Source organism: Aquitalea magnusonii, from assembly GCF_002217795.2.
Lineage (GTDB): Bacteria > Pseudomonadota > Gammaproteobacteria > Burkholderiales > Chromobacteriaceae > Aquitalea > Aquitalea magnusonii_B.
Genome location: NZ_AP018823.1, coordinates 1,557,408 through 1,580,036 on the forward strand (window position 1 = coordinate 1,557,408; position 22,629 = coordinate 1,580,036).

Genomic DNA, 22,629 nt, shown 5'->3' on the forward strand with positions numbered 1-22,629 from the left:
CTGACTGACAACGGAATCCTGCGTAGTGGCACGGTCACGGCGAATACAAAAACAATACGGGGGGTATATGTGGCTGAGTGTGCTGTTGCTGATTTTGACTGGTCTGCTTGTCGCTGCGTTGGCCGGGCTGTTTGGCGGTGCGTTCCGCGCATGGGATGCCGGCCCGCTTCCCGATCCGCAGATTCTGAGCAGCGCGCCACCGCTTGCGCCCAGCCCGGCAAGACGGCGTGAGGAATCGTGGGTGCGCCGTCCCTGGCCATACATTCGTGACCGGCTGACTTTCCCGCCGCTGGATTTTCCCGCCGTCATCATCCACAGCTCGATTACGCCGGGCAAATGCTACCGCGTGGACCCCGCCACGCTTACCTGTACCTGCAATTATTTTCTGCTGCGCGGCGCGCGTGCTGCGCTGGGCAGCAAGGAAAGGCTGTGCCGCCACCTGCGCCGGGTTTATGCCGAGCACGGCGGGTTGTCCGCCATCGTCAACATGGTGTTGATGGATGATGTGCATTTTTGCGAAACCGACCAGTTATGGTCTGGCGAGGTGGAGGGTGTGCCGGTGGCTATCGCCTGGCGTGAGGGTGATCCCTGGGTCACCTTGTACACCCGCAGCAATGCACTGAATCAGCTTGCCGAATTTGAGCGCTACAACTTTCACCTGGACCGTGCGGAATGGGCCGATGGCCGCATGCCGCGCTTTAATGCTGCGGCCATCCGGCAAATGCTGGGCGGGTGGTTTGGCTCGGGCGTATAGCGCCAGGCCGTTTCAGCTTGCATGCGCTTGCGTCCTTCATCTTGATGTCACTGTCGTGCAGCAGGGGCTGACCGCATGGCGTTGCCGGACTGCAATACCCATCCGCCGGTTCTTGCCGCGGCTGACAAGAGCAGGGCCGCGCAGGGGCAAGGCGCGCCGATGCCGCCAGTACCCGGCGTGCCGCAAGCAAGCGCAGTGCAGCAGGGTTTTGTGGGCGGCGCTAAGTGCGCTGGAATTCCATTGCCTGATACAGCGCGGTTTGCATGTGTACCCTGGTTACCCTGATGTTGTGCTCTCCACGGCGGTCACGCAGGCGGAATTCGCGGCACAGGGCAAAGGGCTGGCCCGGAACGATGAGCAGATTGGAGATTTGCTCTCCCTGGTTGGCATGCAGGCGCAAGGCGGGTTGAAACCCGGTGCGCGGGCTGCTGCCCAGGGGGATGACGTCTACTGCTTCCGGATCGTTACCGATCAGCTCGGCACCGCAGGATACTTCGTTGGCGTGTTCGGATACCGCCGTCCAGCGCACGGCATACAGCGATGGCATGCGGTGTGCCTGCTTGTCTGCCAGCAGCAGCAGTTCGCCGATGTGGAGTGACTGCCGGCCAGGGTTGCCGCGCAGCAGCAGCCCGCTATCGCTCTTGTTGAGCGCCTGGAAGATGGCGATGTGTGAACGCCGGGCCTGGTGCTCCGGCTGCTCGCGCTGGGCGGGCTGATCGCTATTGCTGCCCAGCACCTGGCGAATGACGCGCATCTGCGCAATCAGCGACATGGATTGCAAAATGCTTTGCCGGTTGTGCCGTCGTCTTCTGGGCGTGGTCCAGCTCTCGGCCAGCTTATGGGCCACGATGACGGTCAGGGCGCGGTTTGGCCTGCCATCGGCGCGTTCTGTGCTGCCGTAGTGCTGCAGCCGGGCAATGACCTGGTGCAGCTCAAATGCCAGGCAGTGCTCATCCCGCCGCAAGCTGTCGGAATACAGCAGGAATTGCGGCGGGCTGCCGCGGGTGAGGTCTAGCAGGTAGATGTGGCCGGCGTGGGTGTGCTGCTGTGTCTGCAGGCTGGATAGTTCCACCTTGTCCGCCAGTTGTTCGCTCAAGCGGATGGCGGTTTCGATTTCCTCGCCTGACATGTGCTTGCCGTCGGTGATGCCCAGCAGTTGCAGTTGCTGATAGCAGCTCAGGACGCTGCTGCCAGAGGCGGTCTGCAGCTTCAACCAGCCATGCTGCATGGCGTGGTAATACAGATAGTGAGTACACAGCCAGTAGCTGGCATTGAGCTCGACATGGCAGCGCAGGGCAAAGCAGGCATAGCGCTGCGCGATGTCCAGCGCCAGGGTCAGTTCTTGCTGGGCGCGCCGACGCCAGGCCAGCAGCGGGCGGGTATTCAAGGAGGTTTTCAGCATGTGCTGAATGGCTTCCAACTGCTGGGCAAGCACGCGGCTCCCCATTCTGGCCAGCCGTAATGCCGCATGGTTGCAGGCATTTTCTGCAAACTGCTGTTCCAGTTGCAGCAGCCATTGGCAGCTACGCGCAAATAGCTGGGCTTGCAGCGCCAGCCGTAAGGTGGGGGATGTCTCGTTTTTCTGGATGAAGGTCTGGATTTCCAGCAACTGCTCGCCACTGCCGTAATGATTGGTCATGGGTAGGCGTTCCAGCCAATTGCGAACGGTCTTCTGATGCTGATTGTTGCCAATTGCAGTATTCAGACGCATAGGGGGTCAATCCGGTTTTCCGTGAGTGGGAGACAGCCGCTTGGGTGATCCTTGCCATCTGGGCGGGATGGGTAACAGAGGGTGCTGGCTTTGTCTTGCTGCGCTTCCAGAAAGCGCGGTGACGGCATGCAAGCCGGCCACATTACGGCTGGTACGGCATAACTTGCTGATTCTAATGAATGCGGTCGGGGAGTGACGATACGCATAATCACCTAGTCAATTGACATGGGCTTATTCATTTTAAATGAGAATTTAATTTTAAATGAATAATTTGACTTGGCAGTTGCTCAGCATGCTTGATTTAACCGACAACTCACCCCTGAGCTTACTGGCGCTGGCAGGGCTTGCCGGCGTCTGCAAGCCCGTGCTGCGGAATGCAGCAGCGCTATGGGTTGGTGGCGGCAAGGAGGGCATGGCCTGCCCGCTGGCCGGGCGGCTGCGCTTTGGCGACCGATGATGGTCTGATGGATGGGCTGCTGCCGAGGCTGACTTAAATATCGTATTGCGATATTATTTGCACTATGCTGCCAGGTGGGTCTGCGCCTGGCAGTGGGCAGCGCCGCTGTATTGTACAGCAATACATGCATTTCATATGAATCTTATCGGGCCGGCATGCCTGCCGCCGCGATCGCGGCAGCCGCGGCTGGTTCGTCTTACCCGTAAAGGCAGTGCCATGTTTGGCTTCAATACAAGGCAGGATCTGGAACGTTCCCGGCAGGACAATCAGCAGCTGATGGCAGATAAGCAGGCGCTTGTGGCCGAGGTGGCCTTGCTGCGTCGGCAATTGGCCGAGTCTGAGGCGCGGGAACGCCAGTTGGTGCAGCGGCAGCAGTTGCTGGACGGTGTGACAGGCAATTTGCCGCGGTTTGGCGCTTCGCTGGATGGGATGCGCAGTTCTTTCTCCGGCTTGTCCACCTTGCTGAACGAGGAGGCCGCAGCCGCCCAGGCTACGGCGGCGGAGTCGGATGCCAATCGCCGCGCTTTCGAGAAGATCTCGACCGATCTGCACGATATGCAACAACGCATCGCCAGTGCCGGTGAGCGGGTGGAGGGCTTGTCACGCCGCGCCGGGCAGATTGGCGGCATCGTGCAACTGATCAAGGAAATTGCCGAGCAAACCAATCTGCTGGCGCTGAATGCGGCCATCGAGGCCGCGCGCGCCGGGGAAGCGGGGCGGGGCTTTGCGGTGGTGGCCGATGAGGTGCGCAAACTGGCGGAACGCACGGCCAAGGCCACCACGGAAATCAGCGGCCTGGTCAGCGGCATCCAGCTGGAAACCAGTCAGGCGCGGGAAGTGATGGAAATGGGGGCGGGTGATGCCGCCAGTCAGAGTGCCGAAAGCATGGCGGCGATGCAGAGCATGCAACATCTGCTTGGCCTGTCGGTGCATATGCAGCAGCGTATTGCGGCAGCGTCCCGGCTGGCTAATGTGGAACTGGCCAATCTGGAAGAGTTGACGCTGAAGCTGGAGGTCTACAAAGCGCTGCTGGGCCTGTCCGGCATCCGTCCGGAGGATGTGCCGGATGAGACCCAATGCCGGCTGGGGCGCTGGTATTACCAGGGGGAAGGGCGGGCTTCGTTTGCCAGCCTGCCGGGATATCGCGCCATGGAACTGCCGCACAAGGCAGTGCATGACCATGCCCGTGCCGCGGTCAGCAGTTACCAGCGTGGCGATCTGGCAGCGGCATTGGCGGCATTGGCCGCCATGGAGGAAGCCAATATGAGCGTCATGTCCGGCATGGCCGGCATGTTGGCGGCGGATCGGGAGGCGGTGTGAGATTGCCGGCGGGCGGATGATTTATTGCATTTATATTATATAAATAAATATAATAAAGAATGGTGCTGACACCATCCCGGCCTGGCGCGGGTGGTACCGGCGATTGCAGTGGTTTGCATCAGGAGGCTATATGTTTGTTTCCGCCCATCAACTACTGCTCAAGGCGCGCGCCATCATCAGTGAGATTCCGCTGGGGCAGGCCGATGGTTTGCTGGCCGACCCCACCGTGCTGTGGCTGGATGTAGGTGAGCCTGCCGAATATCAGCAAGGCCATATTGCCGCTGCGCTCAACATCCCGCGCGGCATGCTGGAGTTTGTGATTTCTTCCGATCCGCAGTTGCAGCACACCCAGCGTCGAATCGTGGTGTATTGCAAAACCGGCGGTCGCGCCGCTTTGGCCGCGCAAACGCTGCAGCAGATGGGTTTTGTGGCGGTATATGCGCTGGCAGGCGGCTACGATGCCTGGCAGGCATCCGGCCGTCCGTTGTCATCACCGCAACTCAGCTTTGAGTGAGGCGGCTTGGCCGCTGTGGCGGGCGCAGGGCGGAATTCCGTCTGGCTGGCCGGTTTGGCGGTGCGGCTTACCGCCGCAGTGTCTTGTGCCGGCTTGCTGTGCAAGGCGGCGCAATGGCTGGCCGCCAGGCAGGCGGGAGTGGAGTTTTGTCGGCAGGCGATGCTGGATGCAGTGTGGCCGCCAGGCGCACGGCAAGCGAGTGAGGATTGGCGGATTGCCATCGGCATGCGGTTTGCCCGCGTCTGGCAAAAAGACGGCAGTTGGCCGACGGCTGTGGCTGCCGTGGCTGGGCAATGGCCCGTCCCGCTTGGCTTTGGGCCGTGGCAGGCTCCGCGCGCCGCACCGGCTTTACCCGCCGGAATGGCGGCAGGCCGTGTTTGCCAGCGGCGTATGTCAGCGCGGCTGGCGGATCAGGCCGGGCTGCTGCAGGGGCTGCGCCGCTGTGGCTGTGCGGCAGGGATCGGCATGGTGGCGCGGCTGCCCGGCTGGGCTGCTGTGCCGTGAAGTGCGGCCGAGGTGATGGCATGCCAGCGGCTGGAACGAAGTTTGCTAGTCAGGCTTACCCAAGGTTGTAGTTTTTTGCCCCCGTCTACATGGCGGGGGTTTTCTTTTCCAGCATGGCCAGATGGCGGTACAGCGTGCGTTCGGTTATTTGCAGCTGCTGGGCCAGCGCCTTGCGGCTTAGCCCGCTGTGGGTCACTGCCCATTGCAGATAGGCCGCCTCCAGCTCCGCCAGCGGCTGCAGCGTGCTGCTGAACGGCAGTGGGTCGGCATGGCCGGCAGCCGGGACTGGCGGGCTGTCCGGCCAGGGCTGATCGCGCAGTTGCTCCGGCGTGATGGTGTCGCCATCGGTCAGCAGGCTGGCGCGCTCCAGCAGGTTGCGCAGTTCACGGATATTGCCGGGGAAGGCTTGCTCTACCAGCCATTGCCGGGCGTCGGCATCCAGTTGCAACTGGCGGCCCGGCGCCACGCGCTCCAGCAGTGCGGTGGCCAGTAGCGGGATATCCTCGCGCCGTTCGCGCAGCGGTGGCAGGCGGATGGGAAACACCGCCAGGCGATAGAACAGGTCGGCGCGGAAGCTGCCCTCGGCCACCATGGCTTGCAGATTGCGATGGGTGGCGGCAATCAGGCGGAAATTGGCCGGTATGCTGCTGATGCCGCCCACGCGGCGAAAGCTGCCGCTTTCCAGCAAACGCAATAATTTCACCTGCTGCGACAGTGGCAAGTCACCGATCTCATCCAGAAACAGCGTGCCGCCATCGGCCGCTTCCACCAGGCCCTGCTTGCGCTGCTGTGCGCCGGTAAACGCCCCTTTCTCGTAACCAAACAGTTCGCTCTCCAGCAGGGTCTCGGTCAGGCTGGCGCAGTCCACGGCGATGAAGGGCCGCTGGGCCGGGCCGCCATTCTGGTGAATGGCGCGCGCCAGTCCCTCCTTGCCGGTGCCGGATTCGCCAATCAGCAGCACTGCGGCATGCGAGGGGGCGGCGCGCTGGGCCAGCAGCAGCATGCTGCGAAACGCCGGGCTGCGGCCCACCATCTTGTCCGGCACCGGCTGGCTGCTGGCTTGTGGCAGGTGCTGCATTTTCTCGATGAACAAATGGCGGTGCCCGCTGATGTCGGCCAACGGCATCAATTCCACATCCACATGTTCTTCGCCATGCGCGGTGCGGTGAATGTGCAGTACCCGTTCCGGCTGGCCGCTGCTGAGCGTCATTTGCAGCGGGCAGGATTCGCCTTCTTCATTGCAAGGCCGCTGATAGCCATGGGATGCCGCATGACAGCGCTGACCCACCACCTGGCCATACAGGGCTTGATACGCCGGGTTGGCATGCAGGATTTCAAACTGTTCGGTAATGACGATGCGTGGCTCGTCCAGTTCATCCAGCATGCGGCTGATGGTGTCCAGGCTGGCTGCGGTGGTCAGTGGTGACATGGTGACGTAAATGACATGACGAAATTGTCATATTAGCCGGGAAAATGCCGCCAATACAGCGAATTTTCGCCCTCTGGCTGCTGGCATGGCACTTGCAATCAGCGCTGTCAGGCAGGGTGGGCCCGACCGGAATGGCCGGTGTGGCTCTGTTTGCCCTGACAACGGGAATCAGCCCATGAAAAAGACATCAAGCAAGCTGAGCCGTGAGCTGGCCTGGATCATCGGTATCAAGCTGGTACTGCTGCTGATCATCTGGAAGGCATTCATCGCGCCTTACCGCGTGGCGGTAGATGCCGATTCCGTCGCCGGCAAGGTGCTGAATCCGGCACAAAGCAGCCAACAACTGGAGAAAAACAATGCTAGATAATGTCGTCGATTTATCGCGACTGCAGTTCGCCGTGACGGCGCTTTACCACTTTCTGTTTGTGCCGCTCACCATCGGCATGGTGTGGATGCTGGTCATCATGGAGGCGGTATGGGTAATGACCGGCAAGCAGGTGTATCAGGACATGACCCGTTTCTGGGGCAAGCTGTTCGGCATCAACTTTGCGCTGGGGGTGACCACCGGCATCACCATGGAATTCCAGTTTGGTACCAACTGGGCGTATTACTCGCATTATGTGGGCGATATTTTCGGCGCTCCGCTGGCCATTGAAGGGCTGATGGCTTTCTTTCTGGAATCCACCATGATCGGCCTGTTCTTTTTTGGCTGGAACCGCCTGTCACGCAAGCAGCACTTGCTGGTGACCATCCTGATGGCCATCGGTACCAATCTGTCGGCCTTGTGGATATTGATTGCCAATGGCTGGATGCAGAACCCGGTGGGCGCGGAATTCAGCTACCAGACCATGCGCATGGAAATGACCGACTTTGCCGCGCTGCTGTTCAATCCGGATGCCCAGGCCAAGTTCGTGCATACCGTCAGCGCCGGTTATGTCACCGGGGCCATGTTTGTTTTGTCCATTTCCAGCTGGTATCTGCTGCGTGGGCGCAATGTGGAGTTTGCCCGCAAGAGCTTCCGCATTGCCGCGGCGTTTGGCTTTGCCAGCATCTGTTCGGTGATTGTGCTGGGAGATGAGTCCGGTTACACCGTGGGCGAGGCGCAGCAGACCAAGCTGGCCGCTATCGAGGCCATGTGGCATACCGAGCCGGCCCCCGCGTCGTTCAACCTGCTGGCCTGGCCCAATGAAACACGCATGGAAAACGATTGGCAGGTGAGCATTCCCTGGGTGATGGGCCTGATTGGCACCCGCTCTGTCAGCAAGCAGATTCCCGGCATCCACGAAATCATGGCGCAAAACCGCTTGCGCATTCAGTCCGGCATGCTGGCGGTGCAGGCGCTGGAAGCCGTGCGGCGCAATGGTAAGGACAGTGCTGCGCTAAAGGTGCTGGAAGCGCACAAGCAGGATCTGGGCTTTGGCCTGCTGCTGAAGAAGTACACCACCGATGTGGCCACGGCCACACCACAGATGATTGATGCCGCCGCGCGCGACACCATTCCTCGCGTGGCACCGATGTTCTGGTCCTTCCGCCTGATGGTGGGCATGGGCATGGCCATGTTGCTGCTGTTCGGCTGGTCGTTCTGGGCTTCGCTCAAGGGGGATTTCCAGCACCGTCCGCGCCTGCTGAAGCTGGCCTTGTGCTGCCTGCCGCTGCCGTGGCTGTCCTGCGAGCTGGGCTGGGTGGTGGCGGAATACGGCCGCCAGCCATGGACCATCTACGGCGTGCTGCCCACCCGGTTGTCGGTGTCCACCCTGTCGGTGGAGTCGCTGTACGGTTCGCTGGCGGGTTTTGTCGGTTTCTACACCGTGCTCTTGGTGGTGGAAATGATGCTGATGATGCGCTTTGCCCGTCAGGGGCCGGGTAGCCTGGGCACCGGCCGCTACGACAATGAAACCGCTCACTGATATCGGCTTACAACAGATCTGCTGCTGTATTGCGGCAGGGCTGTTGTGCTGCTTCGTGCACAGCACAAAGGAATAATCATGCTGGATTATGCAAGTCTGAAGGTGATCTGGTGGCTGCTGGTTGGCGTATTGCTGGTCGGCTTTGCCATCATGGATGGTCACGATATGGGTGTGGGCACGCTGCTGCCCTTTGTTGGCAAGGACGATACCGAACGGCGGGTGGTGATCAACACCGTCGGCCCGCACTGGGACGGCAACCAGGTATGGTTCATCACCGGTGGCGGGGCGATTTTTGCGGCCTGGCCGCTGGTGTATGCCACGGCGTTTTCCGGTTTTTACTGGGCCATGCTGCTGGTGTTGTGGGCGCTGTTTTTCCGCCCGGTGGGCTTTGACTACCGCAGCAAGATAGACAACCCCACCTGGCGTTCGGTATGGGACTGGGGCCTGTTTGTCGGCGGAACGGTGCCGCCGCTGATCTTTGGCGTGGCCTTTGGTAATTTGCTGCAAGGCGTGCCTTTTCATTTCGACAACAATCTGCTGTCCACCTACGACGGCAGCTTCTGGGGTCTGCTCAACCCGTTTGCCCTGCTGTGCGGCGTGGTGTCCAGCGCCATGATCAGCTTCCACGGCGGGGTGTATCTGGCGCACCGCACCGAGGGCGACATCCAGCAGCGTGCACAAGCCTGGGTGCGGGTGACGGGGCTGATCTGGCTGCTTGGTTTTACCCTGGCCGGCATATGGCTGGCGCGCGGCATTGATGGTTATGTGATCAGCTCGGCCGTACAGCCGGATGCACTGCCGGACCCGCTGGCCAAAACCGTCAGCCGAGCCGCCGGGGCCTGGCTGGGTAATTACCAGCGCTGGCCACTCACCATGCTGCTGCCGGCTAGCGGCTATCTGGGCTGTGTTGCCGCCATGCTGTTGCTGCGCAGTGGTCGCAGTTTTGCCGCCTTCTGGGCCTCAGCCCTGGGGCTGGCCGGGGTCATCGGCACCGCCGGTGTCAGCATGTTTCCCTTCATCATGCCTTCGTCCACGCATCCGGCGTCCAGCCTGACGGTGTGGGACAGCGTGTCCAGTCAGTTGACGCTGGGCCTGATGCTGGTGGTGACGCTGCTATTCATGCCGCTGATCATCCTGTACACCCGCTGGGCCTACCGGGTGATGGCCGGCAAGGTGACGGCGGCTTATGTGCGGGAAAACAATCACACTGCGTATTGAGAGGAGGGTGTCATGTGGTATTTCGCATGGGTATTGGGTATCGGCTTTGCCGTGTCGCTGGGCATTCTGAACGCGATGTGGGGTGAGCACGAGGAGGCCCGCAAGCAGGCCTAGCCGGGCCAGTTGGCCGCTGTCGTCGGGAAGAAGCTGCTCTGGGCGAAGCGCTGCAGCAGGTGGTCATACACCAGCCGGATGCGGGCCGGCACCGGTCCGCGCTGCGGGCGGTACAGATTGAGATTCCAGGGTGTGGGTTGCAGGGCCGGCAGCACAGCCTGCAGCCGGCCTGCCCGGAGCAGCGGAATGGCCAGAAAACCGGCCAATTGGCCAAGGCCGATGCCGTTTTCCACGGCGGCGCACTCGGCACGCGTATCCGTGGCCATGAAGGCCGGGGTGGGCGGATGCCATTGCTGGCCACCGGCAAAAAACCATGGCCAGGGCTTGCCGGTGTTTGGGTCCAGGCTGACGGTGACTGGCAGCCGTGTCAGCGCCTCCAGCGAGTCCGGCACCCCGCAGCGCGCCAGCAGCGCCGGGCTGCCGACAATGTAGAACGGCACCGGAGCCACGGCGCGGGCAATAAAGCGGCTGTCCCGCATCACGCCCACCCGCAGGCCGATATCAATCTGTTCATCCACGACATCGCTCATTTCATCCGACAGGCGCAGGTCAATCCGCAGCGCCGGATGTTGCTGCTGCAAGTCGGCCAGCGCCGGTACCAGGTGATGTTCACCCAGTGCTGCCGGGGCGGTGATGCGCACCAGGCCGCTGATTGCGCTGTCAGCCTGTGCCTGGCGCTGGCTGAATAGTGCGTCTATCTCCTGCACCTTGCGCCTGGCATCCGCAGCCAGCGCCGCGCCAAAGGCGGTGATGCGGCTGTGCCGGGTATTGCGGTGAAACAGCAATTCGCCCTGTAGCTGTTCCAGCTCCTTGATGGCGCGGGTGACGGCCTGTGGCGAAATGCCAAGCCGCTGTGCCGCTTCCTTGAAATTGCCGCAGTCGGCGGCGGTGCAAAAAATCCGCAGCATTTCCAGACGATTGAGCATGAGGGTTTCTCCCGGAAGACTGCTGCTGATTATTCCATTTAATGGAATTGAGAAGTCGAAACAATTTCATTTATTGCCGTAATGTACGACGGAATACTGTAAGCCTTCACGGGGGAGTCCCGTCCATCAGCGGAGAATGCAATGCAGCAGGAAATCAGGAACAAGGTGGTGGTGATTACCGGTGCCAGCAGCGGTCTGGGCGAAGCAACGGCGCGCCATCTGGCGGCACTGGGTGCCCGGGTGGTGTTGGGTGCGCGTAGGCTGGAGCGGCTGGACGCGATTGCGGCAGACATCCGTGACGCGGGTGGCCAGGTGGTTTGCGTCCGCACCGATGTGACGCGGCTGGCCGATGTGCAGGCGCTGGTGGATGCCGGGCGCGCAGCATTTGGCCGCATCGATGTGATTGTCAACAACGCCGGCCTGATGGCAATTGCGCCGCTGCAGCAGGTGCGCAGCGACGAGTGGGACCGCATGATAGACATCAACATCAAGGGCGTGCTGTATGGCATTGCCGCGGTGCTGCCATTATTCGAGCAGCAGGGCGATGGACATGTGATCAATATTTCCTCGGTGTCCGGGTTAAAGGTGTACGCGCCAGGCGGCACGGTGTATTCCGGCACCAAGTTTGCCGTGCGGGCGATTTCCGAAGGCTTGCGCCAGGAGCTGGCCGGCAAGGTGAGGGTGACGTCCATCGAGCCCGGTGCGGTGCAGAGCGAACTGCCGCTGGGGTCTGGCGATGCGGCCAGCCGGGATGAGGTGGTGGAGTTCTATCGCCAGCAGGCCATTCCGGCAGAGGCGGTGGCGCAGGCGATTGCCTATGCCATCGGCCAGCCTGCCGAGGTGTCCATCAATGAAGTGGTGTTGCGCCCCACCGTGCAGGATTTCTAAGCCCTTGCAGCAGCTTGCCGCGTGATGGCGGTCTTGCCGGGGCGCACCGGTCAGCGTGGAATCCTGACCCCGTCTTCGTCAAAGTCGCCGCGCGCAGCGCCGCTGTGACAGGCCTGGCAGTTGGATGCGCTGCCGATGGATTTGCGCTTCCACACTGCCGGGCTGATTTCATCATGCTTGCGGATGAACCAGGCGCTACGGCTGATGCGTGGCGGCTCGGAGCTGGCCGGTGGTTCTGCCGCCCCGCGCCCGCTGGCCGCTGCGCTGAGCAGATAGCTGCGGATCACTTTTTCATCTGCCGCCGTCAGGCTGGCATTCACGCCGTAATGATTTTTCAGTGTGTCCATCTGCCTGTTCCAGGCCGTGGCCGGTAACAAGCCGGGCGGATAGGCCATGTGACAGCTACCGCACTCGGTTTTCCACAGCGCTGGGGCCTGGGCCAGGGCGCGGCCTGTCTGTTTGGGGTGTTTGGCACCGCCGTGGTGCTCGCCGTCCTCGGCCCACAGTGTTGCACTGGCAGCGGTCAGTAGCAGCAGGGCGGCCAGCAGCATAGGCTTTTTCATTGGATTCATCCTTGTTTCAGACTGCTCAGGAAGGTCAGGAAGTCGCCTTTTTCCTGGGCGGTGCATTCCCGTTTGAAAACATCGTCGCAATTGCGGCGAAACCATTTCTCCACCTTTTTTGCATCCGTGAAGCGCGTTGGCGTAATGACCGGTGCCATGGCATCAAGCGGACGAAAGGCAGGCGTCTTGCCCGGCTGGCGCGGGTCTGCGGTATGGCAGGTGGCGCAGCTCATTTTCTTGCCGCCTTGTACGGCTTCCCGGTAGTACAGGCTTTTGCCGCGCTCGGCAGAAAACCCGGCAAATCCGCTATTGGCCTGCTTTGCCTGAGCGGCATAGTCGCTGATGATGGCCGGGCTTGCCATGACAGCCCCGCTGACCATCAGCAGGGTCAGGATCATCCATGGGCGCATTGTTCGCTCTCCTGTATTGAACACAGGCTGATCTTAGTTTTACCGGCTTAAGCGGCGCTTAACGCCAGTGCCAGGCGGCTGGATGCGGCCTGGCTGGGTTTAAGCGCGTATTAAGTTTCCCGCCGCATGATGCAGGCCTGTTCCAGTCTGACCGGGGAGGTTGCATGGGCTTCAGAATGTTTCATTGGGTGCTGGTGGCGCTGTTTGTGCTGACCTATCTGAGCGGGGAGGATGCCGGGCTGGCGCATGCCTGGCTGGGGTATGGCGGCCTGTTGTTGCTGGGCTGGCGCGTGTGGGCGGCATGGTCGCGCAGCAAGGGTTTTCCTGCTGGGGTGAATCTGGCGCGCCTGCGCAATCACGCGCAGTGGAGCCGATGCCTTACCCTCGCCCTGCTGTGTGTTACGGCACTGTTGCTGCTTAGCGGGGTGGTGATGGTGGATAACGCGGCGGTGATCAGCCATGGTCTGCAGTGGCTGATGCCGCAGGCCGCGGCCCAGGCGCTGGGCGGCCTGTTTGCCGGCTGGCCGGTGCTGGATGCGGCGCAGCTGCACGCCGGGCTGGCCGGGCTGAGCTTGTGGCTGATCGGTCTGCATATCGCCTTGCTGCTGCTGTTGCGCCGGGCGGCGCTGCGCTTCATGTTGGGACTGGCCGGGCGCAAGCCAGCCGCGCCCAGCCAGCCGCGCATCGCGCCCGCGCCACCGCCGTAAGCGCCAGCGCCGTCCGTGCCGGATGCGGTGGTGCAAATCAGCTTGCATGGCAGGTGTCATCAACTCCGGCTGCCTGTCGGCCAGCGCCTGCGGCCGCGCTGTCGCTGTCGCGCCGGCCGGTGTGGCACATGCCGGTGCAAGGTGGCGCAGGGCAAGGTGGTCATGCACAATAATCTTGTATTGTTGCAACAAGAAGTTGACGATGGCTGGGTGCTGGCCTGTCAGGCTGAGGCGGACGCGCCCTGGCTGGACATCTGTTTTGACCATGGCGCCAAGCCGGTTTCCCCTTCGTGTGCTCACTAGGTTTATCAGGTGAAACAAAACCAGAACCTGCTGTATGCCGTCTTGCTGTCATCCCCGGTGCTGGCCTTGCTGGCATGGGCATTGCAGCAGCTAAGCGGCCTGGCCATGCCGGTGGACCTCTTGCTGGCGGTCTCGGCCATGCCGGCCATGCTGCTGCTGTTGCGTGACGTCTGGCGGGCCATCCGCCAGCGCGATATGGGGGTGGATTTGCTGGCGCTGTTGTCGATTGCCGGTTCGCTGGCATTGCAGCAGCCCTTGACCGCAGCCATCATCGCCGCGATGACGGCCAGTGGCCGCTGGCTGGACCGCTATGCCGCAGGCCGGGCCGAGCGGGAGATGTCCGGCTTGCTGGCGCGGGCGCCACGGCATGCCAACCGCCTGGGTGAGGACGGCATGCTGCGGGTGGCGCTGGATGAGGTGAGGGTGGGGGACCGCCTGCTGGTAAAGGCCGGTGAAACCGTGCCGGTGGATGGCCGCCTGCTGGATGCTGCCGCCTTGCTGGATGAGTCCACGCTCAGCGGTGAAGCCAAGCCGGTGGACCACCAGGCTGGCGCATTGTTGCGCAGTGGCACGCTCAATGCCGGTGCCGCCTTCAGCATGACGGCCACCACCACCGCCGCACAAAGTACCTTCAGCGGCATCATCAAGCTGGTGGCCGAAGCCAGCGGGGCGCGGGCACCGCTTACCCGCATGGCGGACCGTTATGCATTGTGGTTCATCCCGCTGGCGCTGGCGCTGGGGCTGGCCGGGCTTGCCTGGCTGCTTAGCCAGGACCCGCTGCGGGCGCTGGCGGTATTGGTGGTGGCCACGCCATGCCCGCTGGTACTGGCGGTGCCGGTGGCCATCTTGTCCGGTATCTCGCGCTGTGCCAGCCGTGGTGTGCTGGTAAAGGGCGGTGCGGTGCTGGAGGCGCTGGATCGCGCCACGCTGCTGTTTTTTGACAAGACCGGCACCCTGACCGGTGGCAAGGCGCGGCTGGTGGCTATTCATCCGGCGGCCACGATAGCGCCCGCCGAGGTGCTGCGCCTGGCTGCGGCGCTGGACCAGATGTCCTGCAATGTGATTGCCACCGCGGTGTTACAGGCGGCGCTGGAGCAGGGCGAAACCAAGCTGCCGCTGCCGCAGCAACTGGAGGAAACGCCGGGTGCCGGGCTGTGCGGCGTGCTGGATGGCCGGCGGCTGGCGCTGGGCAGCCATGCCTTTGTGGCCGGACAGATCAACACCATGCCTGACTGGGCAAGCGCCTTGCAGGGGCGTCTGGATATCGAGGGTGCCAGCGCGGTGTTTGTTGCGCGAGATGGCGTATTGCTGGGCGTGCTGGAGATGTCGGACCAGTTGCGCCTGGAAACCCCGCGCGCCCTGCGCATGCTGCGCCGCAGCGGCATCCGGCAGATCAGCATGCTGTCAGGTGATCGCCAGGATGTGGCGGAGGCCATTGGCCATGGCATCGGCGTGGACCGGATTTATGCCGGTTTGCAGCCGCAGGACAAGTTGCGCCACTTGCAGGAAGCCGCCCGCCATGGGGTGACCATCATGGTGGGTGATGGTGTCAACGATGCGCCGGCGCTCAGCGCCGCCGGTGTCGGTGTGGCCATGGGCGGGCAGGGTGCGGCAGCAGCGGCCGAGAGCGCCGGGGTGGTGCTGCTGAACGACAGACTGGACCGGCTGGCCGAAGTGGTGATGACGGCCCACCGTACCATGGCCATCGCCCGGCAAAGCGTGATGGCTGGCATGGGGCTGTCCTTGCTGGCCATGCTGGCGGCGGCCTGCGGCTATCTGCCGCCGGTGGCCGGTGCCGTGCTGCAGGAGGTGATAGACCTGGCCGTCATCCTCAATGCGCTGCGGGCGCTGACCCCGCACCCGGCCTTGCTGCAGGTGCGGCCACTGAGCGCGGATGCCGCGCAGCAGCTCAAGGCCGAGCATGCCAGGCTGCATCCGCTGCTGCAGCAGTTGGCGGCACTGGCGCGTGGCCTGCCGCAACTGCAATATGCCCAGCAGTTGGAGGAGCTGGTCCGGCTGGATGCCATGCTGACCCAGCAATTGCTGCCGCATGAAACCATGGAGGAGCAGCATGTTTATCCGGCCATGGCGCAACTGCTGGGTGGCGAGGATCCGCTGGCCGCGCTCAGCCGCAGCCATCAGGAAATCTTCAAGCTCTCGCGCAAGCTGGCCATGCAGATTGCCGCCTTGCCGCAGCCGGCATCGCAGCTGGAAATCCTGGAGCTGCAACGCACGCTGTACAGCCTGGACACGGTGCTGCAACTGCATTTTGCCCAGGAAGATGAGCTGTATCAGAGCATGAGCTGAGCTTGTTGCCGCTTCTGCAGCCGGCCCGGCCTTGTGGTCATGGCCAGGCAAAGCGGCGCTGGCGGCGATCTGTGCCTGGTAGCGTTGCCGCATTGGCACCGCGTTTCGGGGGAGGCGCGTGGCGAGGCGCAAGCGCTGGCCCCGCCATTGAACCGGCGCTTAGCGCAGCAGAAAGCCACGGCCAATCTGATCGCCTTCTTCCAGCGACCAACTGGCCTTGCCGCAGTAATGGGCCATGCCCGTCACCTGGACGCACACGGCCTGCTGCCCCGGCAAGGGGACGGGCTGTTTGACCAGCGCGCTAAAGCGTGCGCCGGTCAGGCTTTCGAACTGGCAGCTTTCACCGGTTTGCACCAGGCCCTTGGCATGACGCAGCGCCATGCGGGCGGTCACGCCGGAGCCGGTGGGGCTGCGGTCCACTTCCGCATCGGCAAACACGCAGATATTGCGGCTGCAGCCGTCTGCCGCAGTCTCGCGGCCATCGGTGACAATGCTGCCATACAGAAAGCCCAGATCGGCCGCAGCCGGGTGGTGTACCTGGATGGTCTGTCTTACCGCGGCGCTCAGCGCTGAGGCGGCATCCACCACATCCCGCAGCCGGCCATCCAGGCTGACCGCCAGTTGCGCCGCGGTGGTAATGGCGTAAAAAGCGCCGCCGTAGGCAATGTCGACCACTACTTCGCCCATGCCCGCCACCGATACCGGCAATTCCAGCGCAAAGGCAAAGGCAGGCACGCTGTCAAAATGCACCTTGCCTGCCTTGCCATCGACCACCTCGACATAGGCCGATACCAGTCCGCAGGGACATTCGATACCCACTCGGGTGAGCGGTGCCTGCGCTTGCACCCGGCCACTGTCCACGGCAAAGCGTGCCAGTGCGATGACGGCGTGGCCGCACATGGTGCTGTAGCCCTGGTTATGCATGAAGAGCACCGCCAGGTCGGCGCCGGGCAGCGTGGGGGCCACCAGCACCGCGCCATACATGTCGGCATGCCCGCGCGGTTCAAACATCAGCAGGTGGCGCACGGCATCCAGTTGCTCATGCATGAAGCGGCGCTTGGCCAGGATGTCTGCGCCCTGGATGTGCTCGATCAGATTGCAGACGATGCGTACCGGTTCGCCACCGGTATGCATTTCCACGGTTTCAATCACAAAACCTGCCAGTTGCATGCTCATGGGCTTGTCTTTCCTTGGTTTGCGGCACGATGGGCGGGGCCGGGCGGCAGCCCGGTCTGGTTCATGACGGGGCCTGGGTGCTGGCTTGCCGGCATTGCAGGGCGCAGCGGGCTGCCGCCAGATCCCATGCGGCTGTTCCCACGCTCTTGAAGACGACCGGGCGGTTTGGCTCCCGCCGTCCGGCCCGCGCATCGGCCAGCGAGGCCACGCTGTTCCAGTCGACACCGGCCTGTATCAGGTCGCCGGCTTCGTGACGCGCCCCCGCCGGGTCGTCGCAGAACAGTTGGCTGCCGGCAATCGGCAAGGGGCCCAGTTCGGCCATGTCCGGCCGGAATGCACCCACGCCGATCAGCAGCCGGTCGGTCCGTGCTGCCTGCTGGTATACCGGCACCTTGCTGGTGGTCAGCGTGATCACCACGGTAGAGGCCGCGGCAATGCTGCCGCTTGCCGGCTGCAGTTGCAGAGGGAGCCTGGCGTGTTGTGTGCAGAAGTCACGGGCGGCATCCGGCTGGCGGCTGTGTACATCCACCCGGATGCCCGGGTAGAGGGCGGCCAGGGCGGCCAGATGGGCGGATGCCTGCTGGCCGCTGCCAATCAGCGACACATGTGCCGGGCTGCCGTGATGCAGCAGGGATATGGCCAGCATGGAAACGGCAGCGGTGCGTCTGGCCGTTACCGTGGGGCCGTCCAGCAGGAGTAGCGGCAGTCCGGTGAGCGCATCGTAGACGCTGACGATGCCGTTGATGGTGGGGAGGCGGCGGGCTGCGTTGTCCGGGCAGACATTTACCAGCTTGTGGATGCCGATATCGTGTGCGCTGGCCGGCATGGATAGCAGCACGCCGCTGCCTGCCAGCGGCAGGACTTGCCGCTCGGGGCTGACAATCTGTCCTGCCTGGTAGGCGGTGGCTGCGCTGGCAAGCGCCTGGCAGAGCTTGTCGAACGGCAGCATGGCGGCAGTTTGCTGGGCACTCAGTGGCGGCAGTGCTGTTGGCTGGATCATGGCGTGTCCTGTCTGGCGCGGCGGCTGTAATCCGCGGTGGCTGCGTATTGCGCGGCGTGGGCGCTGCTGAACGGCTTGCTGGCTTGCCTGGTTTTTTACCAATTAGCTGCCATTTTGGCAAATTAAAAATACCAAAACTGGTATTTGGCGCTGTTGGTTTCGCCGCGTTGCTGCGGCAGCGGTGGGATTGGTCTGGCCGGTGCGTGGCCGTGCGCAGGGCTGGCGGAAGCGGGCGGGCATGAGCGGGGCGAGCCTGCTGAGGGCCTTGCCCGACGGCGGGCAAGGCGGTGTGTGCGGTTGGCGGCGGCCGGGCTGTTACCGTTTAGCGTGTGGCAATGTCCTTGCGCACCCGCTTGATATGCCCTTCCACGTAGAAGGCGGCGGCATCGGCATCGCCGTTGACAATGGCTTCGTAGATCAGTTGGTGCTCTGCAATATAGAGCCGGATGCGGTTGGGGTCGTAAATGCCATCGTCTCGCAGCCTTTGCCATAGCTGCTGGTCCATGCTGCTGGAGATTTCGTTGGCAATCCGGATGATCAGCGGATTGTCGGTCATCACCGCCAACTGGCGGTGAAATAGGCGGTCAGTTTCGTGCCACAGCGCTTGCTGCTGCGGGTCGGAGATGTCATGCACGCTGGCCATCATGGCCAGGTACTGCTCTGCCAGCGCATCGCGCCGGTGCTGTCTGGCGGCCAGCCGGGCAATATTCGGCTCCATCAGCAGGCGCACTTCCAGCGTGGCCAGCGGGCTGAGGTCGGCGTCGGGCGCGGGGCGCTGGGCATCGGCCGCGCCAGTGGTGGCAGGCAGGGGGGCGGGCGGCGGATTGACATAGGTGCCGGAGCCCTGCCGGGTGAATACCCGTCCTTCGTTTTGCAAAGCGCCGATGGCTTCCCGCACGGCGGGCCGGCTGACGCCAAAACGGCTGGCCAGCACGCGTTCGGCGGGCAGGCGTGAACCCACGGCAAACTGGCCGTTCAAGATGCCTTCGCGAATCTTGTCGGCCACTTGTTCGTAAACCTGCTTGGCGCGAAATTCGCTTGGCGGCAGTGTGGTGGTGTTGGTCATGGCATCCCCAGGCAGACAGAGCGGCCCGCCTGCAGACGGACCGTGGCGGATTGTAGCATCTGGAGAAAAATGTTTACCAATTTGGCACGCTCACATCCTTGTGCCGCTGCCGCGGTGACGCAACTCAGGCAAACACCGCCACCACCTGGCGGGACAGGGCGACCAATTCGCCGTCCGGTCCATGCAGATGGGCATCCTGATTGGCATAGCCATCGCGGGCGGCAACCAGGCTGGCGTCCATGCGCCACCAGCCCTCATTGCTGACGGGCTGGCCGTGATGCACGAACTCCAGTTCCCAGCTGATGGTGCTGGCCGGGGCGTGTCCCTGTACCAGTGACAGGGCTACCGGCGGGATGGCATCGGCCATGGCAACAATCTGTTCTTCTTCCATCAGGCCCGGGTCGCGCTGGCGCAGCAGGATACGGTTGGTGGTGGCGCTGTGGCCGCTGAACGGCAGGCCGCCTTCCACCCAGCGGTAGGCATAGTGACGGGTGAATTCTGGCGTCAGGCCAGGAATGAAGGGCAGTTCCGGGCCGGGACTGCTGTCCGTCGCCAGTGGCTTGAGCTCCGGCTTGAACGACAAGGCAGAATCCCTTGAGGCACCAAAGACTGCAACAAACATGGCTGCCACCTGCTCGCCAGCCATCAGCCGCGCTGCCACCTGCACCGCGGCACGCCCCTGGCGCAGCAGCTCCACCCGCAGGCTGAGCGGGCCGGGCGCGGCAGGCGCAACAAATGTGGTGTGCAGCGACCACAGTGCCGGCAAGTCCGGCATGGCTGCCCGCATGGCACGTAGCGCCAGCAGTGCCTGTATGCCACCAAACAGGGTGCGTCCCTGCGCCCAGCTATCATCCACCTCGGCAGTAAACAGGCCGGGCTGGTCGGCCACCGGGGTGATGCTGCGGCAGACGTCTTCGATTTGCATGCTGTTTTCCTTGTATCGCACGGCTGAAGAAAGTGACTGGCGGCAGTCTAGCAGTGGCATTGTGCCGGCTGCAGTGGCAATATCGACAATATTCATGTCGATATTGCCAATATCATGCATCAGCTACGTTTGCTTCTGCTGGATGGCTGCTATGCCGGCAGCGTGACCGGATTTACCGATCTGCTGCATTTCGCCAACCAGATTGCCGCCCGCAAGGGCTGGCCGCCGCCATTTCACTGGCGGCTGTTCAGCCTGGATGGCCGGCCGGTCAGCACGGCCTCCGGCATCGTGCTGAGCGCGGACGGGGATGCCGCGCTGGCAGAGGAGGCCGACACGCTGGTGTTGCCGCCGCTTGCCTATCAGCGGCTGAGCGATTTTGAAGCCCGGCTGGCCGCAGAAAAGGCCGTCGGTGCATTGGCGCTGCGGCTGCATGCGGCGGGCCGGCGGGTGCTGTCTTTCTGTACCGGCGTGCCTTTGCTGGCTGAGCATGGTTTGCTGGATGGTCGTGCGGCCACGGTGAGCTGGTGGCTGCATCATTGGTTCCGCCAGCGCTACCCGCAGGTGCAGTTGCAGGATTACGCCACCTGCAGCGAGGACGCGGGGGTATGGTGCGGCGGGGCCACCACTTCCTATATCGATCTGGCCCTGCGGCTGATCCGCCAGGAGGGCGGAGTGGCGCTGGCCATGTCCTGTTCCCGCCTGATGCTGGCCGATCTCAACCGGGTGAGTCAGGCACCGTATATGTCGATGCAGAGTTTTGCCGGCCATGATGATGAACTGGTGCTGCGCTGCCAGGACTGGTTGCAGCGGCATCTGGATCGCCCCTACCGGCTGGAGACGCTGGCGGATCAGATGGGGGTGAGCGCACGTACCCTGATGCGGCGCTTTCAACTGGTGCTGGGCCAGCCACCCCTGCGCTATCTGCAGCAGCTACGCTTGCAGGCGGCCCGGCGCTTGCTGGAAACCACCGCGCTGCCGCTGGATGAAATTGTCAGCCGGGTGGGCTATGCCGATGCGGCCAGCTTTCGCCGGCTGTTCCAGCGCGAACTGCACTGCACGCCGGCGGAGTATCGCCGTCGCTTTGCCGCCTGAGTGCTGGCGTCGCTGTGCAGGTGTGATGGATTGGGCATTATGGCACCGGTATAGTGTTAATAACCGATTGCTGATTATAAAGAAATGCCCGTGAAAACTGCCATCAAAGCCAAAGTCCTCTTGCTTGCAACTGCAATGTTTGCTGCATTCTCGGCCCATGCCGGCGATGTGATGCCGCCCACTCTGACGCCCGGAGCCACTTTTGAATTTCACCGCGTTGACGGTTTTACTGGCGCGGAAAATCAGCACTGGACGCTGACATTTCAAGGCATGAAGAACGGCAATTACGCATATAGCGGCGTTAATCGAGAAGGGAAGTACACGGTTTACAGAAGTAAAAACCTGAACAACTTCGCAGTGGACAAGAAGACGGGTGAAGTCAGTGAGGCCCAGATTCTGAGATGGCCTCTTACCGTGGGTAATTCATACTCTTATCAATACCAAGGCAATACCATAAAGGTCAATGTTACGGACTTTGAAAAGGTTGAAACACCCGCTGGAGTCTTTGATGCCTACCGCATCAAGCTGAACGGTACGTGGCATGATGAGGACAACTATAGCGGCCCATGGTACGAAATATACTGGTATGCGCCATCTGTTGGTTTCTTCGTCAAGATCGAGTATTCCTCCGCAGATATGCTGGGCCGACACCTCCAATGGAGAAAAACGGAATTGATCAAGTACACCATCCCCAGCGTGCAAGCCAGTCCAGCCAATTAAAGCATTGCCGTTTTTTACCAGGCAGCATCACCGGATGCTGCTTTTTTATTGGTCGCAGTGAAATGAAAGTATTCAGAGGCCGATGGGTGCTGCACGTTTAATCACAGTTCCGCTTGTACCCACACATCAAAGCAGCAGGGCGAGGACATCTGATGCAGCAAGCGCCAGGGAACTCGGCCACTCCGCGAATCAGCCGTCTGCCGTGAGCTGACAATACGGTTCAGTCATGGCGGGGATGTTCTTCAGAGGAGGGTGGCTGATTGGTCTTGTCAATGCAGCATTTCTGTTAAGCAGATCATTTTTTCTTGGTTAGCCTGCCGTCGCGGCTCTGCTAGCGTGCTGTTTGTCAGGCAGGCGTATGACTTGCCAGCTTTCATGCACATCAAGGAGTCACCATGAGCATTCAATCCCTCAATGTCCGCAACCAGTTCAAGGGCGTGATCAAGGAAATCCTGGAAGGGCCGGTTCTGTCCGAAGTGGATGTGGAAACCGCCTCCGGCATTGTCACCTCGGTGATTACCACCCGCTCGGTACGCGAGCTGCAACTGAAAGTGGGCTCGCCGGTGATTGCCTTCGTCAAGTCCACCGAAGTGTCCATTGCCACGCTGGCGTAAGGAG

Annotated in this window: 25 protein-coding genes; 16 read left to right on the plus strand and 9 right to left on the minus strand. The window is 62.4% G+C overall.

Annotated elements, in window-relative coordinates; translation table 11 throughout:
* The first annotated feature begins 85 nt into the window (after positions 1-85).
* Positions 86-754, plus strand: a complete 669-nt coding sequence (locus tag DLM_RS07510; RefSeq protein ID WP_145985789.1) for a hypothetical protein — start codon at positions 86-88, stop codon at positions 752-754.
* A gap of 220 nt (positions 755-974) precedes the next feature.
* On the opposite strand, the gene DLM_RS07515 is transcribed toward DLM_RS07510, so the two are convergent.
* Entirely contained in the window at positions 975-2,393 is a 1,419-nt protein-coding gene (locus tag DLM_RS07515; RefSeq protein ID WP_145985790.1) for a hypothetical protein, read from the minus strand.
* 334 nt (positions 2,394-2,727) lie between these two features.
* On the opposite strand from DLM_RS07515, the gene DLM_RS07520 reads away from it, so the two are divergent.
* From DLM_RS07520 to DLM_RS07535, 4 genes are all read left to right on the plus strand, one after another.
* Positions 2,728-2,922: a hypothetical protein gene (locus DLM_RS07520; RefSeq protein WP_089084170.1), complete on the plus strand. Its 195-nt coding sequence runs from the start codon at positions 2,728-2,730 to the stop codon at positions 2,920-2,922.
* A gap of 216 nt (positions 2,923-3,138) precedes the next feature.
* Entirely contained in the window at positions 3,139-4,242 is a 1,104-nt protein-coding gene (locus DLM_RS23850) for a methyl-accepting chemotaxis protein (RefSeq protein WP_089084171.1), read from the plus strand.
* Positions 4,243-4,372: 130 nt separating this feature from the next.
* On the plus strand, positions 4,373-4,756 hold the full coding sequence (locus DLM_RS07530; RefSeq protein WP_089084172.1) for a rhodanese-like domain-containing protein: 384 nt from the start codon (positions 4,373-4,375) through the stop codon (positions 4,754-4,756).
* A gap of 6 nt (positions 4,757-4,762) precedes the next feature.
* Complete coding sequence (locus tag DLM_RS07535; RefSeq protein ID WP_089084173.1) at positions 4,763-5,260, plus strand: hypothetical protein; 498 nt, start codon at positions 4,763-4,765, stop codon at positions 5,258-5,260.
* 85 nt (positions 5,261-5,345) lie between these two features.
* On the opposite strand, the gene DLM_RS07540 is transcribed toward DLM_RS07535, so the two are convergent.
* Positions 5,346-6,689 (minus strand): sigma-54 interaction domain-containing protein, encoded by a 1,344-nt coding sequence (locus DLM_RS07540; RefSeq protein ID WP_089084174.1) that lies wholly within the window; start codon positions 6,687-6,689, stop codon positions 5,346-5,348.
* Between the two features lie 175 nt (positions 6,690-6,864).
* Between DLM_RS07540 and cydP the strand changes: the two genes are divergently transcribed.
* The 4 genes from cydP (at position 6,865) to cydX (ending at position 9,928) form a co-directional block, all read left to right on the plus strand.
* Positions 6,865-7,056, plus strand: coding sequence for a cytochrome oxidase putative small subunit CydP (gene cydP, locus DLM_RS07545; RefSeq protein ID WP_062790996.1), 192 nt, complete (start codon positions 6,865-6,867; stop codon positions 7,054-7,056).
* The gene (locus DLM_RS07550) at positions 7,046-8,596 is read left to right on the plus strand and encodes a cytochrome ubiquinol oxidase subunit I (protein WP_089084175.1); all 1,551 of its coding nucleotides are present in this window, start codon (positions 7,046-7,048) and stop codon (positions 8,594-8,596) included. Before cydP ends, DLM_RS07550 begins: the two co-directional genes overlap by 11 nt.
* Positions 8,597-8,674: 78 nt before the next feature.
* Positions 8,675-9,814, plus strand: a complete 1,140-nt coding sequence (cydB, locus tag DLM_RS07555) for a cytochrome d ubiquinol oxidase subunit II (protein ID WP_197715529.1) — start codon at positions 8,675-8,677, stop codon at positions 9,812-9,814.
* Positions 9,815-9,826: 12 nt separating this feature from the next.
* On the plus strand, positions 9,827-9,928 hold the full coding sequence (gene cydX / locus DLM_RS07560; protein WP_089084176.1) for a cytochrome bd-I oxidase subunit CydX: 102 nt from the start codon (positions 9,827-9,829) through the stop codon (positions 9,926-9,928).
* Here the strand turns inward: cydX and DLM_RS07565 are convergent.
* The gene (locus DLM_RS07565) at positions 9,925-10,854 is read right to left on the minus strand and encodes a LysR family transcriptional regulator (RefSeq protein ID WP_089084177.1); all 930 of its coding nucleotides are present in this window, start codon (positions 10,852-10,854) and stop codon (positions 9,925-9,927) included. The genes cydX and DLM_RS07565 overlap by 4 nt on opposite strands.
* 141 nt (positions 10,855-10,995) lie before the next feature.
* Here DLM_RS07565 and DLM_RS07570 point away from each other — a divergent pair, with 141 nt between their 5' ends.
* Positions 10,996-11,742 (plus strand): SDR family oxidoreductase, encoded by a 747-nt coding sequence (locus DLM_RS07570; protein WP_089084178.1) that lies wholly within the window; start codon positions 10,996-10,998, stop codon positions 11,740-11,742.
* Positions 11,743-11,792: 50 nt separating this feature from the next.
* Here the strand turns inward: DLM_RS07570 and DLM_RS07575 are convergent, their stop codons facing one another.
* Together DLM_RS07575 and DLM_RS07580 are read right to left on the minus strand one after the other, a co-directional pair.
* Positions 11,793-12,305: a diheme cytochrome c gene (locus DLM_RS07575; RefSeq protein ID WP_089084179.1), complete on the minus strand. Its 513-nt coding sequence runs from the start codon at positions 12,303-12,305 to the stop codon at positions 11,793-11,795.
* A gap of 5 nt (positions 12,306-12,310) precedes the next feature.
* Positions 12,311-12,715: a DUF1924 domain-containing protein gene (locus DLM_RS07580; RefSeq protein WP_089084180.1), complete on the minus strand. Its 405-nt coding sequence runs from the start codon at positions 12,713-12,715 to the stop codon at positions 12,311-12,313.
* Between the two features lie 164 nt (positions 12,716-12,879).
* On the opposite strand from DLM_RS07580, the gene DLM_RS07585 reads away from it, so the two are divergent.
* The 3 genes from DLM_RS07585 to DLM_RS07595 all read left to right on the plus strand — a co-directional run bounded on the left by DLM_RS07585 (position 12,880) and on the right by DLM_RS07595 (position 16,032).
* Positions 12,880-13,422 carry a hypothetical protein gene (locus DLM_RS07585; protein WP_145985791.1) on the plus strand — a complete coding sequence of 181 codons (543 nt, stop codon included), beginning with the start codon at positions 12,880-12,882 and terminating at the stop codon, positions 13,420-13,422.
* 162 nt (positions 13,423-13,584) lie between these two features.
* Complete coding sequence (locus DLM_RS24000) at positions 13,585-13,725, plus strand: hypothetical protein (protein ID WP_231960128.1); 141 nt, start codon at positions 13,585-13,587, stop codon at positions 13,723-13,725.
* 9 nt (positions 13,726-13,734) lie between these two features.
* Entirely contained in the window at positions 13,735-16,032 is a 2,298-nt protein-coding gene (locus tag DLM_RS07595; RefSeq protein WP_231960129.1) for a heavy metal translocating P-type ATPase, read from the plus strand.
* Positions 16,033-16,191: 159 nt separating this feature from the next.
* Here DLM_RS07595 and DLM_RS07600 read toward each other — a convergent pair whose 3' ends face one another.
* The 4 genes from DLM_RS07600 to DLM_RS07615 form a co-directional block, all read right to left on the minus strand.
* Positions 16,192-17,208 carry a proline racemase family protein gene (locus tag DLM_RS07600; protein WP_197715530.1) on the minus strand — a complete coding sequence of 339 codons (1,017 nt, stop codon included), beginning with the start codon at positions 17,206-17,208 and terminating at the stop codon, positions 16,192-16,194.
* Between the two features lie 61 nt (positions 17,209-17,269).
* Positions 17,270-18,208 (minus strand): bifunctional Delta(1)-pyrroline-2-carboxylate/Delta(1)-piperideine-2-carboxylate reductase, encoded by a 939-nt coding sequence (gene lhpI / locus DLM_RS07605; RefSeq protein ID WP_089084183.1) that lies wholly within the window; start codon positions 18,206-18,208, stop codon positions 17,270-17,272.
* A gap of 322 nt (positions 18,209-18,530) precedes the next feature.
* Entirely contained in the window at positions 18,531-19,274 is a 744-nt protein-coding gene (locus DLM_RS07610; protein WP_089084184.1) for a FadR/GntR family transcriptional regulator, read from the minus strand.
* Positions 19,275-19,398: 124 nt separating this feature from the next.
* Positions 19,399-20,199: an acyl-CoA thioesterase gene (locus DLM_RS07615; protein WP_167467057.1), complete on the minus strand. Its 801-nt coding sequence runs from the start codon at positions 20,197-20,199 to the stop codon at positions 19,399-19,401.
* Between the two features lie 114 nt (positions 20,200-20,313).
* Between DLM_RS07615 and DLM_RS07620 the strand changes: the two genes are divergently transcribed.
* The 3 genes from DLM_RS07620 (at position 20,314) to DLM_RS07630 (ending at position 22,625) form a co-directional block, all read left to right on the plus strand.
* The gene (locus tag DLM_RS07620; RefSeq protein ID WP_089084186.1) at positions 20,314-21,291 is read left to right on the plus strand and encodes a GlxA family transcriptional regulator; all 978 of its coding nucleotides are present in this window, start codon (positions 20,314-20,316) and stop codon (positions 21,289-21,291) included.
* 90 nt (positions 21,292-21,381) lie between these two features.
* Positions 21,382-22,011 carry a hypothetical protein gene (locus DLM_RS07625; RefSeq protein ID WP_145985792.1) on the plus strand — a complete coding sequence of 210 codons (630 nt, stop codon included), beginning with the start codon at positions 21,382-21,384 and terminating at the stop codon, positions 22,009-22,011.
* Between the two features lie 395 nt (positions 22,012-22,406).
* Positions 22,407-22,625 carry a TOBE domain-containing protein gene (locus tag DLM_RS07630; protein WP_045847830.1) on the plus strand — a complete coding sequence of 73 codons (219 nt, stop codon included), beginning with the start codon at positions 22,407-22,409 and terminating at the stop codon, positions 22,623-22,625.
* The last annotated feature ends 4 nt before the right edge of the window (positions 22,626-22,629 follow it).